The sequence below is a fragment of the Sandaracinus amylolyticus genome (assembly GCF_000737325.1).
GTDB lineage: Bacteria > Myxococcota_A > Polyangia > Polyangiales > Sandaracinaceae > Sandaracinus > Sandaracinus amylolyticus.
In genome coordinates this window covers 5,197,359-5,212,820 of record NZ_CP011125.1, presented here as the reverse complement: position 1 = coordinate 5,212,820, position 15,462 = coordinate 5,197,359, and the positions used below count along the sequence as shown (strand labels likewise).

Below are 15,462 nucleotides of genomic sequence, written 5' to 3'. Positions count from 1 at the left end.
GCTCACTCCGAGCTGCGGAGGAGGCGCGCCGCGTCGACGTAGAGCCCGCGCGTCTGCGAGAAGTCGTGCCGCAGATCGAGCAGCCCGAGCATGTCCCAGTGATCCCACCCGCGTCGGCGCTCGACGAGCTGCCAGACGCCGCTGCGGATCGTGCCGTCGAAGCGCGCGACGACGTCGGTCGACGCCGCGTGCGGCCCGTCCATCGCGAGCGTGTTCACGATGCCGTCGTTCTCCCAGAGGCTGCGCGCGTCCACGCCGGCGACCTGGTAGTTCCCCATGAACGCGGTGAAGCCCCAGAGGAAGAGGTTCGTCTCGCTCATCGGCCGGTGATGGCCCGCGAGCGGGATCGGCAGCGACGTGTGGTTCGACCACGAGAAGTAGACGACGTCGGGCCGTGCGCGCGCCCAGCGGTTGAGCTCCGCCGCGCCGTCGAGCGAGAGGTCGTAGAACGCGGTGTCGAGGTTGTCCGCGTCGAGCATCGTGTGCGTGATGCGCTCGAAGTACGCGGTGAGCGGCTCGCTCGCGGCGCGCGGCGCGAGCCCGAACTGATCGAGCTTGAAGTCGTAGAGCCCGCTCGCGCCGAGCGTGTTCACCGCGACCGCGAGCCCCGCGATGAGCCCGTTCGGGTTCAGATCGTTCTGCAGCGCGTGCGCGAGCGTCGATCCGTCGTTCGCGCCCGAGAGCGTCGCGACGCCGTGCACCCACTGCGGCCCGCCGCCCGCGAAGAGCGGCGAGAGCGGCGGCTCGCCGTCGGGGCACTCGCCCGCGGGGCATGCCGCGCGCTCCGCCCCGTCGCCGTCGGCGAGGAGCGCGATCAGCACGCGCGCGGTCTGCGATCCCTGGCTGTGCGCGATGACGTTCACGCGCTGCACGTCTCCGTCCGGGCCGACCTCGCCGAGGCCCGGCAGGAGCGCGTCGTAGGTGCGCCCGAAGCGCGCGTGTCGATGCTCGCGCGAGTGCGCGACGCCGTAGTCGACGGTGCCGCCGACGAGCTGCGCGTACATCTCTGCCGCGCGATCCCAGTTGCTCGAGAGAGGACCGACCGCGACCGTCACCGTGTCGAACCCCTCGGCGCGCAGCTCCGCCTCGAGGTCGCGGGTGCCACCGAAGTGCTTCCAGCCGAGCAGCTCGTCGCGGCCCCACCCGAAGAAGCCGTGCAGCAGCACGACCGGGTTGTGATCGAGCGCGCCGACCGCCGCGTCCCCTCCGTGCAGCGCCGCTCCCGGCGCCTCCTCCGTGCCTCCGCCGCTGCCCCCTCCGCAGCCGGCGATCAGCGAACAAGCCAAGAGCGTGTGCCACCCCTTCCCACGCAAGCCGAGCATATCGAGCCTCCTATTCCAGACGGACCGCTCCCCTCGCGCGCGCTCCATGCGCGCACGTCACCTCGCGCGCGCGACCGACGCCGCGCGCACGAGACCCCTGTCGAGCGCGCGGGATCCGCGCGCACGAGTGCCTACCGAGCGCGCGCGAGGCGCGCTCGGATTCGTTGGAGCTCCAACGATCTCGACTACGACGCTTCGTGCACGATCGGCGGCGGCTCGTCGCTGCGGAAGCGCGAGACGTCGCGCGTCGCGTCGAGGATCCGCGCGCCGCGCCGCGACACCAGCAGCGCCTCGGTCGCGGCGAGCATCTCGCGATCCGAGAGCACGCGCCGCTCGTGCAGCGCGCCGATCAGCAACATCCCGATCTCGCGCACGATCGACGACGCGTAGTCCTGCTCCCACACCGCGTGCATCGCGCCGCGCACCGCGCGCGCCTGCTCGTCGTAGAGCCGCTTCAGCTCGCCGTACGTGATCATCGGGTCGCGCTCGATCGCGTCGTTCGCGGCGTGCACGGTCTCGTCGTACGCATCGACGATCGAGTCGTGCGACTCGCTCCAGAAGCGCGGCCCCGCGACGCGGTTGCCCGCCTCCTCGCGGCGCAGCTGGTACGCCGCCTGGAACGCCGCGCCGGTGCCCGAGCTGCCGAGCACGACCGTCACGTAGAACGCGTGCGGGATCGCCACCGCGCGCTGCGCGATCGCCTCGAGCGCGATCGCCGCCTCCGACGACGCGAGCCGTCGCTCGGGATCCTCGCCCTCGAGGATCACCTCGAGCGCGAAGCGCGAGAGCGGCGCGTGCAGGAACCGCGAGCAGCGCTTCGCGAGCGCGATCGCGAGCTGCCGCTGCTCCTCCGGCACCGAGCCGTGCAGCACGTAGCGACGCCGCGAGAAGAAGAGCTCCGCGTACGTCGGCCAGTGCAGCAGCCACCCCGCGTACGCCGAGAGCGCCTCGCGCAGATCCGCCGCGACCGCGAGCTGCCGCTTCGCGACGTCGCGTTTCGGGATGCGCGCGAGCGACTCCACGAACTCGCGCTCCATCCCGTCGAGGTAGCGGAGCAGCGCGCGCAGGTACGGCACGACACCCCACTTCTCGGGATCGGGATCCGGCGTCGACGGCGCGCCCGCGCCGAGCATGTAGTCGGTCGGAGTGACGAACGCGACGGGCGCCGCGATCGACTCCTCGAACTGCGTGACCACCTCGCACTCCGCGATCGCGCGGCTGTACGGCATCGCCTCGATCGCGCGATCCCCGAGCGCCGAGAGCGCGGCGCGCTGTCGGGGCGCGGCGACGCGTCGCGCGAGCTCGCGCTGCAGCGTGCCGCGGATGGTGCGCATCTCGTCGTCGGTCGCGCCGAGCTCCGCGAAGTACAGCTCGAGCGCGGTGGGATCGCGCAGCACCGTCTTGCCCTGGAGGAAGTTGCGGAACGTCATCGCGCTCGCGGGGCGCCCGCGCTCCGTCGCGTTCGCCCAGTACGCCTGCAGCACGGCCTCGCCGAGCGCGTGGTAGCCGAGACGGCTCGTCTCGAAGCGGCGCGCGAACGTCCTGCGGATGCCTTCGAGCGTGGTGAGATCGTCGCGTTCGCCGGGGCTAGACATGTCGTTCCTCGGAGGCGGGGTCGGTCGTCGTCAGGCCCTCGCGCATGCGGCGCTCCAGCCGTGCGCGCGAGCGCTGGCGCCGTGCTTCGTGCTCGGCGCGCGCGCGGGCTTCGCTCACCGCGCGCTCGAAGTGGGGGCTCAGCGCGTGGAGGTCGTCCGTCGCGCTGCGCGAGAGGTTGTGGTGGCCGGGCACCATGCACGTCGCGATCGCGCCCTGCGCGCTCCGCAGCCGCGCCAGCGCGCGCTCGATCTGCCCACGGCACGCGCTCGGCGCGAGCCAGCTGTCGTCCTCGCCCCAGAGCGCGAGCGCCCACGCGAGCTCGTTGTGGACGAGCGAGCGCGCCACGAAGCGCGTGAAGCGCACGAGCTCCACCTCGCTCGTCCGCTGGAGCAGCCCGAACTCGCCGACCTGTCTGAGCGCGGAGTCGACGCCCTCGTGGTCGTCGAGATCGCGCAGCGTCCACGAGAGCGTCTCGTCGTCGGCCGCGCGCAGGTCGGCGAGGATGTACGCGGTGATCGCGAGCTGCAGCGCGCGCACCACGCGCGTCGCGCAGCGCACGAGCCACGTAGGCACGACGCCGCGCTCCACCGCGTCCGTGTACGCCGTCGCGAGCGCGCCGAACCCCGCGATCGTCTCGACGATGCGCGGCAGACGCCGCGGCCGCGCGAGCGGCGGTGAGAGCGCGACGCACGACACCGCCTTGCGCTTCTCGTCGGCGATGCGCGCCGCCGCCTCGAGCGCGAGCGCGCCGCCGCGGCTGAGCCCCACCAGCACGAAGGGCCCGCTCGACGCATCGATCAGCGGCTCGATCGAGGCCCAGATGCGCGGGCTCAGCGTCGCGAGATCCTCGTACGCGAGCGGGTCCGACGGACCGTCGACGACGAAGTGCCGCGGCGCGCGCAGCGCGGGGCACGCCCGCACGAGCCGCGCGATGCCGGGCAGCGGGCCGTGCCGCGTCTCGCCGGTCCCCACGAAGTGCAGGACGATCATCGAGTCCACGCAGCGGAGCGGCTCGGAGGGCGCACCGTCGAGCCAGCGCGGATCGATCTCGTGCACTCCGTCCGCGACGCGTCGCAGCGGCGACGGCCGTGGATCGCTCGCGCGTGCGCGACGCGTCGCTTCGCGCACCGCGCGCAGATGGCGCAGCCGCACGTGCGGCGCGCAGCGGACCAGGCCCCACACCGCGCGAGCGCTCTGCCACGCGAGCCGCGACCACGACAGCGCAGGCCGCTCCCCTTGTGCCGACGAGGTGCTCATCAGCGTTCCCTCCCCCTGCGAAGCGGAATCTAGATGATCCGTACAACAGTTGGAAGATCAAATTATACGATTCATATTTCGCGCCGCGCGCGACGTGTTCACCGGTCGCGCGCCGTCGCCGTCGCTGGCGACCCCGGGGCTCCTCTGCTCTCATGCGCGCGCGATGACCCTCGACCTCGCCGTGCTCGTCTCCGGCCGTGGCTCCAACCTCCGCGCGATCTGTGCGGCCATCGACGCGGGGCGCTGCGACGCGCGCATCGCCGGCGTGCTCGCGGATCGCTCGCAGGCCGACGCGCTCGCGTTCGCGGCCGAGCGCGGCATCCCGACGCGCGTGTGTCGTCCCAAGGATCACGCGTCGCGCGAGGCGTGGGACGCGGCGCTCGCCGACGAGGTCGCGTCCTTCGCGCCGGGCCTCGTCGTGCTCGCGGGCTTCATGCGCATCGTCGGGCCCGCGATGCTCGCGCGGTTTCCGTACCGCATCGTCAACGTGCACCCCGCGCTGCTCCCCGCGTTCCCCGGCACCGACGGACCCGCGCAGGCGGTCGCCGCGGGCGTGCGCCTCAGCGGGTGCACCGTGCATCTCGTCGACGCGGGCGTCGACACCGGGCCGATCCTCGCGCAGGCCGCGGTGCCGGTGCTGCCGAGCGACGACGCGAGCACGCTCCACACGCGCATCCAGGCGCAAGAGCATCGCGTCTTCCCCGCGGTGATCGACGCGATCGCGCGCGGATGGATCGTGCCCGGCGCGCGCCCGAGCTTCGCGCCGAGCTGTCCGTTCGGCGAAGGAGCGCTGGTGTGCCCCGCGCTCGTGTGATCGCGCTCGCGGCGCTGCTCGCGTCGTGCGGCTCGAGCGCGCCGCCGGTCGCGCAGCCAGTCGCCGTCGTCGATCCCGCGGACGACGCGTGGACGCATGCGTGCGACGCGGGCCCGGTGCGCGAGCGCCTCGAGCGCTTCCGCCAGCTCGATCTCCAGCGCGCGCGAGCGCGCGGTGAGGTACGCACCGTCACCGCGCTCGAGGCGTGGTGCCCGCGCGGGTGCGAGCGCGGGCCGATCGCGCCGCTCGATCAGGACGCGCGCGCGGTCGCGATCGATGCCGCGCGACGCGCGATCGAGCGCTGCGGCGAGCGCGACGCGATCGCGCTGACCACCGAGCTGGTGCGCTTCCAGACCGTCGCGGCGATCGCGCCGCCCGCGAGCAACCCCGAGCACGCGCGCCTCGCGGCGTGGCTCGCGCGGTGGAGCGAGGACGCGGGGCTCGCGTTCCGCGTCTCGGGCGAGCACGACGCGTGGGAGATCGAGCTCGCCGGACAGCGCGACGAGCGCGCGCTCTCGTACGTGTTCCACGCCGACGTGGTGCCGGTGAACGAGCCGCCGAGCGTGATCGCGAGCGATGCCGTGCCGAGCGGATGGACCGTCCCGCCGTTCGAAGCGCGCGTCGTCGACGGGCGCCTCTACGGCCGTGGCACCGAGGACGACAAGGGGCCGATCGCGGCCGGCATGATCGTGCTCGCATCGCTGCGCGACGCGGGGATCGCGCCCGAGGCCGGATCGATCGTGCTCGCGCTCGGCACCGCGGAGGAGCACGACTGGGAGCCGATGCGCCGCTACGCCGCGAGCGCGCCGCGCGCGCGTCACGTGGTCTCGGTCGACGCGTCGTACCCGGTCGTCGCGGCGGAGAGCGGGTTCGTCGCGTGGGGGATCGTGGTGCCCGCGATCGAGCTGCGACGCACCGAGCGCCGCGCCGTCGCGCTCGACGCGCGCGCGGGGCTGTTCCTCACGCAGATCCCGGACGAGGCCGAGCTCGTGGTGCGCCCGCCGCGCGGCGTGGCGATCGACACCTGGATCGAGAGGGCGCGCGAGGCCGCGCGGATCGAGCTCGAGGCCCGCCGCGAGCCCGCGTATCGGATCGACGTCGACACGATCGAGCGCGAGGGCGAGCGCGTCGTGCGCATCGTCGCGCGCGGTCGCTCCGCGCACTCGTCGGTGCCCGAGGAGGGCCACAACGCGCTGTGGCTGCTCGCCGGGCTCGCGTCGCGGCTCGACCTCGCGCCCGGCGCGATCCCCGGCGCGCTCGCGATCGTGCGCGCGCACTTCGACGGAGATCACTTCGGAGAGCGGCTCGGCGTCGGCTACGAGGACGACTTCATGGGCCCGCTCACGTCCGCCGCGACGCTGCTCCGCACGAGCGCGGACGGTGGCGTGACGCTCCAGGTCAACATGCGCCGCCCGCGCGGCCCGAGCGCCGACGAATTCCGCGCGCGCCTCGACGCCGCCCTCGAGCGCGTGCGCGCCGAGCACCCGAGCGTGCGTGCGACCGACGACGTGCACGTCGGCGATCCCCACGTCGCGGATCTCGAGGGCGAGCTCGTGCCCACGCTGTTGGCGGTGTGGCGCAGCGCGCGCGACGAGCCCGGCGCGATGCCGATCTCGATCCGCGGGGGGACCTACGCGCGCTTGTTCCCCGGCGCGGTCGACTTCGGTCCTTCACTGCCCGGCCATCGCTACGCGGGGCATGGCGCCGACGAGCACATCGGGCTCGAGGCGCTGCACACGACGACGCGGATGCTCTTCGACGCCGCGCTGCGCCTGACCGGCGAGACCGACTAGCGCGCTACCGCGCGAGCCCCACGCGCCGCCGCGCGAGCAGGCAGTTCGCGCTGCCGACCGTGAAGTCGCGACACGTGCGCGGCCGATCGTCGTACACGCGACACGCGTAGCGCGCGCGCTCGCTGCCGTCGCCCTCGAGCGCCGGGCAGCGCCCGCCGGGGCGCGGGATCTCGAGCACGTCGTCGCGCACCACCACGAGCTCGGGGTGGCGTCGCGCGACGCGCTCGCGCCCGTGCAGCAGCAGCGTGTCGAACGCCTCGCGGCAGCACGCGCCGCATGCCTGGCAGTCGAGCGTCGCGAGCTCCCAGCGCTCGCACGCCGATGACGACGCGCGCGTGGGACGCTCGGCCTGCAGACAGCGCCTGCCGGTGCCGTGACGCGCCGCCCACGCGCAGGTCCCACAGGTCTCGTGCTCGCCCGGCGTCCCCGCGGCTGCCAGCGGGAGCTCGGTCGTCGGATGCCGCGGTCGCGCCGGCTCGACCCGCGACCACGACGAGCCCGGCGCGTGCGCGCCGTGCGCCGCGGTCGCATGCGCGATCGCCGCCGTCGCGTGCAGCGCCTCGAGCAGGTGCGGCGCCCACGGCCGCTGCGTGCTGCGCACCGACGCGAGCCGCGCGAGCGGCACCGAGGGGTCGTCTTGGGGCGCGAGCGGGTCGGGCCCCAGCGCGTCCCAGAACAGCCGGAAGTCCGTCGTCGGCGCGAGCACGCCCGCGAGCCCGAGCGGCCGCGTGAGCAGCGCCTGCAGGCGCAGGCACGCGTGCTCGCGCACCACGTCGCGGTCGCTCTCGTTGTCGAGCCCCCAGTCGGGCTGCTCGAACGACTCGGGGCCCTGCACCAGCGAGTGGCAGAGCTCGTGGAAGATCATCTGCGCGAGCGAGTCGTCGGCATCGAGCTCGGGCGGCGTCGCGATCGCCAGCGTGCCGCGCCCGTCGGTCGTCGCGTACGCGCCCTCGAGCCGCACCACGCGCAGGCCGATGCGCTCGGCGCAGGTGATCCAGACACGGTCGAGAGGGTCCTCGTAGCGGTGCGTGACGGCGCGCATCGAGCGGCGGTGGGGAAGAGGGCTGTCATAGCACCGCGTCCGGTCGTGTACCTTCGCGCGTCGGATGGGCCTGCTCTCGGATCTCGGCCTCGGCGCGGCGCGCTCGCTCCGCACACGCCTCGGCGCGCGCGGCGCGCTGCGCGTGCTCTCGCCGATGATCGCGAGCAGCGATCCGAGCCCCGCGCGCGCCGCCGCGATCGTCGTCGCGCTCGAGTGCGCGGCCGAGGTCGGCGACGCGGACGCGCTCGAGTCGCTCGCGACGTGGTGGGCCGTCGAGCACGTCGGCGCGCGCACCGCCGACGTCGCCCCGGTGATCGCGTCGCTGCTCCGCACCTCGAAGCCGCTCGCGCGCGTGCTCGCCGACGCCGAGGTGCTCCGCCGCGATCACCCGCTCTCCCGCGCGCTCCGCGCCGTGGTGCACGAGCAGAGCGGCGCGCTCGACGACGCCGCGGCGGACTGGCGCTCCGCCGCGAGCGAGGCCGAGCGCGCCGGAGATCCACGCCGTGCGCGCGCGGCGCGCGTCGAGCTCGCGCGCCTCCTCGCGCGGCAGTCGGGCCGCAAGCTCGACGCGGCGCGCGTGGCCTCGTCGATCCCCGAGGACGACGCCGGCGCGCGCGAGCGCCTCGTGCTCGCGATCGCGCGCCTCGGCGAGACGGGGCGGTACGCGCGGGTGCGCGGGCTCGACGCGCTGGTCGAGCTCGCGTCGCAGCGCGACGAGACGATCGCGCGCGCCGCGATCCGCGCCGCGTGCGCCCACGCCGACGAGTCGGGCGCGGCGCTCACCGGCGTCGAGCTCGAGCGCGTGCGCAGCGCGGCCGCGAAGTGGCCCGACCCACACGAGCGCGCCCGTGTGCTCGCCACGCTCGACGCGATCGCCGCGACGGTGGACACCGACGACGCCGCGCGCAGCGCCGCCCTGGTGCGCGCCGCCGCGGTCGACGACACGACGCGCGCCCAGCTCGAGCGCGCGCGCGCCGTGCTGAGCGGCGGCGCGGTGGGCCCGCGGCCTTCGCGCGACGCGGGCACGTGGTGCGCGCTCGCGGTGATCGCATCGCTGCGCGCCGGCCGTGACGACGACGCGCGCGATCGGGTGCGCGAGCTCCGCGCGATCGGGGTCGGCGACGGTGAGCCCGCGGCGTGGACCGCCGCGTGGTGCGCGCTCGCGCGTCCCGCGACCCGCCCCGACGCGATCGCGCTGGCCGAGGCGCTGCTCGCGACGCGCGGCACGCCGCCGCGCGGCTTCTTGCACATCGCGTCGCACCTCGAGCACGCCGGCGCCGAGACGCTCGCGCTCCGCGCGATGGCGCGCGCCCACGAGCAGCGCGAGCCCGGCGCGAAGGAGCGCCGCATCGAGGCCCTGGTCCGCGCGGGATGGCGCGCGTGGAGCGAAGGTCGCCGCGACGACGCACGCGAGCACCTCCTCGAGGCGCGCGCCGCGCGTGGGTGAGCGGTACCCTTCGAGCGTGCGCGTCGCCGTCCTCTTCCTTCTCCTTCTCGTCCCATCGCTCGTGCGCGCGCAGGCGCCCGACGCCTGCAGCCCCGAGGATCCCGACGCGTGCGCCACCGCGGGCCGCGCGTACGAGGAGGGCACCGGCGTCGCTCGCGACCTCGCGCGCGCCGCCGATCTCTACCGCCGCGGCTGCGCGAGCCGCCACGCCGAGTCGTGTCGCCGCCTCGGCGCGATGCAGCTCCTGGGCGTCGGCGTGCCCCAGGATCCCGCGCAGGCGCGCGTGCAGTTCCAGACCGCGTGCGAGGCCGGCGACGCGCAGGCGTGCTTCGATCTCGGGCGCATCATCGAGCGCGGCATCGGTCGCGAGGCGGACTTCACGCGCGCTCGCGGGTTCTACGAGCGCGGCTGTCGCCAGGGCCACGGCGCGTCGTGCACCCACGTCGGCCGCATGCTCTCGGGCAGCAGCGGCGCGCGCGAGCTGCGCGAGTCCGCCGCGCTGCTCGAGATGGGCTGCGCGCTGAACGACGCGCCCGCGTGCACGCTGCTCGGGTGGATGCACGCCGAAGGGCGCGGCGTGGCCCGCGACGCCGCCCGCGCGCTCGAGCTCTACGAGCTCGCGTGCGATCAGGACGACGCCGCCGGCTGCGAGCAGCTCGGCGCGATGCTGCGCGAAGGGCAGGGCGTCCCCGCCGATCCCCGCCGCGCCGAGCGCTCCCTCCGCCGCGCCTGCGACGCGGAGCGCGCGCCTGCGTGCAACGACCTCGGGTTGTTGCTCGAGGAGGCGCGCGGCGGCGCCCAGGCCGCGCCGTTCTTCGAGCGCGCGTGCGAGGGCGGCGAGCTCGTCGGCTGCGTGAACCTCGGACGCCTGCACGACGAGGGCGCCGGCATCCCCGCCGATCCGACGCGCGCCGCCGCGCTCTACGATCGTGCGTGCCGCGGCGGCGATGGCCTGGGCTGCGTCAGCCTCGGCCTGCTGCGCGAAGAAGGGCGCGGCGCGACCCGCGATCTCGAGGCCGCGGCGCGCCTCTTCCGCGACGCCTGCCAGCGCCACGAGCGCCTCGGCTGCATCCACCTCGGTCGCATGCACGACGACGGTCGCGGCGTCGCGCGCGATCCCGCGGAGGCGGTGCGCCTCTTCCGCCGCGCGTGCGACGAGGGCGATCTCTACGGCTGCGCGAACCTCGGCTGGATGCTCGAGCGCGGGCGCGGCGTGCCCGCCGACGCCGCGCGCGCCGCCGAGCTCTACGGTCGCGCGTGCGACGGCGGTGATCTGCTCGGCTGCGCGAACCTCGGCGCGCTGCACGAGGACGGTCGCGGCGTCACCCGCGACCTCACGCGCGCGATCGCGCTGTACACCCGCGCCTGCGACGGCGACGAGCTCTACGGCTGCACGCTGCTCGGCCTCGCGCACCGCCACGGCACCGGGGTGGCGCAGGACGATCGGCGCGCGCTCGAGCTCTTCACGCGCGCGTGCGACGGCGGCGATCTGCGCGGCTGCAACGCGCTCGGGTACCTGCGCGAGCGCGGCCTCGCGACGGCCGCCGACGTCGGCGCCGCGGCGCGCCTCTACCAGCGCGCGTGCGACGGCGGCGTCGCGCCCGGATGCACGAGCCTCGGCGCGCTCTACGTGCGCGGGGAGGGCGTCACCCGCGCGCCGGCGCAGGGCGCGGTGCTGTTCCGCCAGGCGTGCGACGCGGGCCACGCGCTCGCGTGCAGCAACCTCGGCGCGCTGTACGAGAGCGGCACCGGCGTCGCGCGCGACGCGCGGCTCGCGACCGAGCTGTTCCGCCGCGCGTGCGCCGGCGGCTACGCGGCAGCGTGCGAGCGCCCCGGCGCGCGCTGACGCCCGGCGGCGCAGGAAGCGCGGCGCCGGGCACAGGGTGTTCGGTGTCGCGGACAGGTCGCGCGGCGTCGGGCACAGGAAATCGGCGTCGGGGACAGGAAATCGGCGTCGGGGACACGAAATCGGCGTCGGCGACAGCTCGCGCGGCGTCGGGGACAGGACAGCGGCGTCGGCGACAGCTCGCGCGGCGTCGGGCACAGGACAGCGGCGTCGGCGACAGGTCGCGCGGCGTCGGGCACAGGACGGCGGCGTCGGCGACAGCTCGCGCGGCGTCGGGCACAGGACAGCGGCGTCGGCGACAGCTCGCGCGGCGTCGGGCACAGGACAGCGGCGTCGGCGACAGCTCGCGCGGCGTCGGGCACAGGACAGCGGCGTCGGCGACGGCTCGCGCGGCGTCAGGCACAGGACAGCGGTGTCGGGGACAGCTCGCGCGGCGTCGGGCACAGGACAGCGGCGTCGGCGACAGCTCGGGCGGCGTCGGCGCGAGCGGGACGGTCTTTGCGACGGGTCGGGCGGTGGTTGCGACGGCGCGCGCAGCGTCCGCGCGCGTCTCAGCGCCGCTCGGTCACCACCCCGATCGACGGCAGGCGCTCGACCGCGTTCTCGATGCGCTCGAGCTCCGACGCGATCCCGTCGAGGGCGCGCCGCGTGTCCTGCGCGCCCTTCGTCTCGCCGAGCTTCTCGAGGGGCTCGCGCACCTTCGTGCGCAGCGCGCCCATCAGCCGATCGCGCTCCGCGAGCTGCAGCCCGCGCACCTCGTCGGCGCGCGACGGAACGAAGTCGCTCAGCGAGCGCTCGATCGCGACGCTCCACGCGACCAGCCCCGCGACCCGCCGCGCGAGGTACGTCGGATCGTCGAGCCGCTGCGCGCCGAGCTCCTGCGTCTGCGCGGTCTCGAGCAGCGCCTGCGTCTCGTTGTAGACGCGGCGCCACGCGACCGCGTCGCTCGTGTCCCACGCGGCGCGGCCGCGCGCGTCGAGATCCTCGATCCGGCGCTCCCACGTCGTCGCGTCCATCCCGAGCAGCGCGCCCTGCGCGCGGTAGACGGTGCGGCGCAGCGCGTCGAGCACGTGCTCGAACCGGTGGAGCGGCGGCGACAGCTCGCCACCTCCGGCGGTCTTGAACTCGTCGATCAGGTGGCGCAGCTGCGTCGCGAGCGCGGAGAGCTTGTCGGGATCGGTGCCCACCACCTCGCGCAGCCCGGCGGAGAGCGGCTCGGCCTCGCGGCGGAACGCGTGCGCGTCGCGTCCCCACAGACCGCGCGCGACCTCCTCGCTCTCCGCGAGCAGCGCTTCGATCTCCTCGGCGCTCGCCGGCGTCGCGGCCGCGGGCTCGACGCGCGCCCAGAGCTCGCGCCCGGCGACCTCGGCGCGCGCCTCGAGCCGCATCGCTTCGTCGCACTTGAGCTCGAGCGTCACCGGCGTGCCCACCGGCAGATCCGCGGGCACCTCGAGCATCAGGGTCTTGATCGGAAGCCGGTTCTGGAGGAGGCGCAGCACCACCGCGCCGCTGCGATCCGACGTCGCGAGCTCGTGCGTGGTCGAGAGCGGCAGGCCCGAGCCGCGCGGGATCAGCACCTTCCGCTCGCGGCGCCCGGCGCGCAGCACCTCGAGCGCGATGTCCTTCGCGACGACCGAGGGCTGGCTGAGCGCGCTCGCGCGCGGCTTGAGCTCGCCGCGATAGAGCGCGAAGGGCAGCGACGCGAGCGCGCGGCCCGACGCGTCGCGCGCCTCGACGCGCGCGGCGTTCTCCTCCTCGCCGCCGAGCGCGCACTCGACGCGCACCGCGGCGGGCACGCTCGCGAGCTCCGCGCGTCCGAGCTCCGATCCATCCGCGCTCACCACGCCGAGCTCCGCGGTGCCCTCCGGCGCGCGCTCGAGCTCGAGCCCGACCCGGAGTCGCTCGCCGCGCCCGACCAGCGGCGTCGTGAAGCGCGCCTGCATCGCGTCGTCGCCGATGCGCAGCCCGCCGAGCTGCGCCGCGTGCACCGCCGCGCCGAGCGCGACGCAGGTGTCGACCTGGTCCTGCAGCGGCTGGACGCACTTGCTCTTGCCGGAGCACAGCGCCTCGGTGACGCGACGCACGACCATCGGCACCCGCGTGGAGCCGCCGACGAGCACGACGTGATCGACGTCCGCGAGGCCGACGCCCGCGACCTCCTTGCTGCGCGCGAGCGCGCGCTCGCAGCACGCGATGGTGGTCTCGACGAGATCGCGGATCGCCTCTTCGTGCTCGGCGCGCCCGAGCTCCATCTCGATCGACACGGGCTCGCCCGCCTGATCGATCAGCACGTCGGTCTTCGAGAGGTGCACGACGTCGCTCGTCGAGAGCGACTCCTTGACCTCCTGCGCGACGTGCACGAGCCGCGCGAAGCGCGCGGCGTCCTCGGCGCTGCCGCGCACGTCGAGCTCGAGCGCGTAGCCCTTGTCGACGAGCATGCGGCGCAGCCGCTCCGCGAAGCGGCGATCGAAGTCGTCGCCGCCGAGGAAGTTGTCGCCGTCGATCGCGAGCACCTGGTACTCGCCGCCGAGGCAGCGCAGCACCGAGACGTCGAAGGTCCCGCCGCCGAGGTCGTAGACGAGGAAGTTTCCCCCCGGGGGGGCTGCGCGCCCCCCCTGTCGACCCCCCGTCCCGTCGCCGAGCTGGCTCTTCCACGTGTGATAGATGGCGGCGGCGGTCGGCTCCTGGAGCACGGCTGCGACCTCGAGCCCCGCGAGCTCGCCGGCGCGACGCGTGGCCTCGACCTGCGGCGCGTCGAAGTACGCGGGCACGGTGATCACGGCGCGCGCGATCCGCACCTCGACGTCGCCCGAGCGCGCCTGGAGATCCTCGCGCATGCGCTCGCGCAGCTCGGCGAGGATCTTCGACGAGATCTCCTCGGGCGTGAGCTCGTGCGGGCCGACCGCGACCTTCACCGCCTGGCCCATGCGCCGCTTGATGGACTCGATGGGGCCCGGGGTCTGACCGCGCCGCGCGCGCGCCGCGCGACCGACGACGAACGCCTGCGCCTTCGGGTCCCACGCGACCGCGGAGGGCACGGTGCGCCGCCCGAAGCGATCGGCGTAGACGAGGATCTCGCGCTCGCTGGGCTCGAGCAGCGCGATCTCCGAGTTGGTCGTGCCGAGATCGATGCCGACGGCGCGATCGACGAACATGCGAGCTCTCTCCTGTGCGAGGGAAGCGGAGCATCGCACGCGCGCGGCGACGATGCGCGCAGCGAGCGTAAGGGAGATGCGCGCCGGCGCTCGCTAGAGCTGGGTGATGCACACCCGGCACTCGCGCGTGCTCGTCGCCGTCGTCGCGCTCGTGATCTCCACCGCCTGTGCGCCGGCTCGCGAGGCGGTGTCGCCCGACGCCGCGCGCGCGCTCGATGCCGCGACCGCGCCCGATGCGCAGCGCAGCGATGGGGGCGCGCGCGAGTCCGACGCGGCGCTCGATCCCGACGGCGGTGCGCGCGACATCGACGCGGACGCGCCCGATCCGATCGAGCGCTGCACCGGAGGCGACGACGAGGACGGCGACGGACGGATCGACTGCGCCGACGAGGACTGCGGCACCGACGCGGCGTGCGAGGCCGCGCCCGATCTCGTGGCGGACTGGGAGACCGGCGACCGCACGCAGTGGGACGGCCCGCTCGGCCGTGATCCCGACGCGCAGATCCAGGTGGTGAGCGACGTCGTGCGGCAGGGGCGCTACGCCGCGCGCTTCCAGGTGCGCCCGGGCGATCGCTATCGCACGACGAGCGGCGAGCGCGCCGAGGTGCACCTCTGGGACTATCGGCGCGAGCGCGAGGGCGACACCTTCTACTACGCGTGGTCGACGCTGTTCCCCGAGGGATGGCGAGCGCCGGAGCGCTGGGGGATCGTGATGCAGTGGCACGCGCACACGGACATCTCGCCGCCGCTCGCGTTCGACGCGGGCGCGAACGAGCTCGACCTCGTGTTCAGCTCGGGGAACATCGACAGCTGGTGGCCCGCCGAGTACGAGGAGAGCCATCGCGTGCTCGACGCGCTCTCGCCGGGGCGCTGGCACGACTTCATCGTGCGCATCGACTTCCGCGCGGACACGAGCGGGAGCGTCGAGGTGTGGCACCGGCTCGAGGGCGAGGCGGAGTTCGAGTCGGTGCTCGCGGTGCGCGACGTGCCGACGCTGCAGTGGTCGACCGACCAAGGGCGGATCCACGAGGGCTACGCGCAGCGCTGGGGCGACGGCTGGGTGAGCGGCGTCTGGGTCCAGCACGGGCTCTATCGCGCGGCGAGCAGCGCCACCGACGTCGTCTATCACGACGGGTTCTGCCGCGGGACGAGCTACGCGGCGGCGCGCGGCTGCTTCGACGAGTGATCGA

Annotated in this window: 10 protein-coding genes; 5 read left to right on the top strand and 5 right to left on the bottom strand. The window is 75.0% G+C overall.

What is annotated here, in order from left to right; genetic code table 11:
• Nucleotides 1-2: 2 nt before the first annotated feature.
• The 3 genes from DB32_RS22135 to DB32_RS22125 form a co-directional block, all read right to left on the bottom strand.
• Nucleotides 3-1,322 carry an esterase/lipase family protein gene (locus tag DB32_RS22135; protein WP_053234641.1) on the bottom strand — a complete coding sequence of 440 codons (1,320 nt, stop codon included), beginning with the start codon at nt 1,320-1,322 and terminating at the stop codon, nt 3-5.
• Nucleotides 1,323-1,507: 185 nt separating this feature from the next.
• On the bottom strand, nt 1,508-2,917 hold the full coding sequence (locus DB32_RS22130) for a hypothetical protein (protein ID WP_053234640.1): 1,410 nt from the start codon (nt 2,915-2,917) through the stop codon (nt 1,508-1,510).
• Nucleotides 2,910-4,175, bottom strand: a complete 1,266-nt coding sequence (locus tag DB32_RS22125) for an alpha/beta fold hydrolase (protein WP_053234639.1) — start codon at nt 4,173-4,175, stop codon at nt 2,910-2,912. Before DB32_RS22125 ends, DB32_RS22130 begins: the two co-directional genes overlap by 8 nt.
• A 163-nt stretch (nt 4,176-4,338) precedes the next feature.
• Here DB32_RS22125 and purN point away from each other — a divergent pair, with 163 nt between their 5' ends.
• On the top strand, nt 4,339-4,989 hold the full coding sequence (gene purN, locus DB32_RS22120; RefSeq protein ID WP_053238903.1) for a phosphoribosylglycinamide formyltransferase: 651 nt from the start codon (nt 4,339-4,341) through the stop codon (nt 4,987-4,989).
• Nucleotides 4,971-6,782, top strand: coding sequence for a M20/M25/M40 family metallo-hydrolase (locus DB32_RS22115; RefSeq protein WP_169791512.1), 1,812 nt, complete (start codon nt 4,971-4,973; stop codon nt 6,780-6,782). Before purN ends, DB32_RS22115 begins: the two co-directional genes overlap by 19 nt.
• 4 nt (nt 6,783-6,786) lie before the next feature.
• On the opposite strand, the gene DB32_RS22110 is transcribed toward DB32_RS22115, so the two are convergent.
• On the bottom strand, nt 6,787-7,824 hold the full coding sequence (locus DB32_RS22110) for a YkgJ family cysteine cluster protein (RefSeq protein WP_053234637.1): 1,038 nt from the start codon (nt 7,822-7,824) through the stop codon (nt 6,787-6,789).
• A 64-nt stretch (nt 7,825-7,888) separates the two neighbouring features.
• On the opposite strand from DB32_RS22110, the gene DB32_RS48420 reads away from it, so the two are divergent.
• Together DB32_RS48420 and DB32_RS22100 are read left to right on the top strand one after the other, a co-directional pair.
• The gene (locus tag DB32_RS48420) at nt 7,889-9,271 is read left to right on the top strand and encodes a hypothetical protein (RefSeq protein WP_053234636.1); all 1,383 of its coding nucleotides are present in this window, start codon (nt 7,889-7,891) and stop codon (nt 9,269-9,271) included.
• 16 nt (nt 9,272-9,287) lie between these two features.
• Nucleotides 9,288-11,117 carry an SEL1-like repeat protein gene (locus tag DB32_RS22100; RefSeq protein WP_053234635.1) on the top strand — a complete coding sequence of 610 codons (1,830 nt, stop codon included), beginning with the start codon at nt 9,288-9,290 and terminating at the stop codon, nt 11,115-11,117.
• 551 nt (nt 11,118-11,668) lie between these two features.
• Here the strand turns inward: DB32_RS22100 and DB32_RS22095 are convergent.
• Complete coding sequence (locus DB32_RS22095; protein ID WP_053234634.1) at nt 11,669-14,272, bottom strand: Hsp70 family protein; 2,604 nt, start codon at nt 14,270-14,272, stop codon at nt 11,669-11,671.
• 106 nt (nt 14,273-14,378) lie between these two features.
• On the opposite strand from DB32_RS22095, the gene DB32_RS22090 reads away from it, so the two are divergent.
• Complete coding sequence (locus tag DB32_RS22090; protein WP_053234633.1) at nt 14,379-15,458, top strand: polysaccharide lyase family 20 protein; 1,080 nt, start codon at nt 14,379-14,381, stop codon at nt 15,456-15,458.
• The last annotated feature ends 4 nt before the right edge of the window (nt 15,459-15,462 follow it).

What these genes read in the sequence shown, in the direction of transcription:
- DB32_RS22135 (WP_053234641.1), bottom strand. Translation starts at nt 1,322, where the DNA reads ATGCTCGGCTTGCGTGGGAAGGGGTGGCACACGCTCTTGGCTTGTTCG.
- DB32_RS22090 (WP_053234633.1), top strand. Translation starts at nt 14,379, where the DNA reads ATGCACACCCGGCACTCGCGCGTGCTCGTCGCCGTCGTCGCGCTCGTG.
- DB32_RS48420 (WP_053234636.1), top strand. Translation starts at nt 7,889, where the DNA reads ATGGGCCTGCTCTCGGATCTCGGCCTCGGCGCGGCGCGCTCGCTCCGC.
- DB32_RS22130 (WP_053234640.1), bottom strand. Translation starts at nt 2,917, where the DNA reads ATGTCTAGCCCCGGCGAACGCGACGATCTCACCACGCTCGAAGGCATC.
- purN (WP_053238903.1), top strand. Translation starts at nt 4,339, where the DNA reads ATGACCCTCGACCTCGCCGTGCTCGTCTCCGGCCGTGGCTCCAACCTC.
- DB32_RS22125 (WP_053234639.1), bottom strand. Translation starts at nt 4,175, where the DNA reads ATGAGCACCTCGTCGGCACAAGGGGAGCGGCCTGCGCTGTCGTGGTCG.
- DB32_RS22110 (WP_053234637.1), bottom strand. Translation starts at nt 7,824, where the DNA reads ATGCGCGCCGTCACGCACCGCTACGAGGACCCTCTCGACCGTGTCTGG.
- DB32_RS22095 (WP_053234634.1), bottom strand. Translation starts at nt 14,272, where the DNA reads ATGTTCGTCGATCGCGCCGTCGGCATCGATCTCGGCACGACCAACTCG.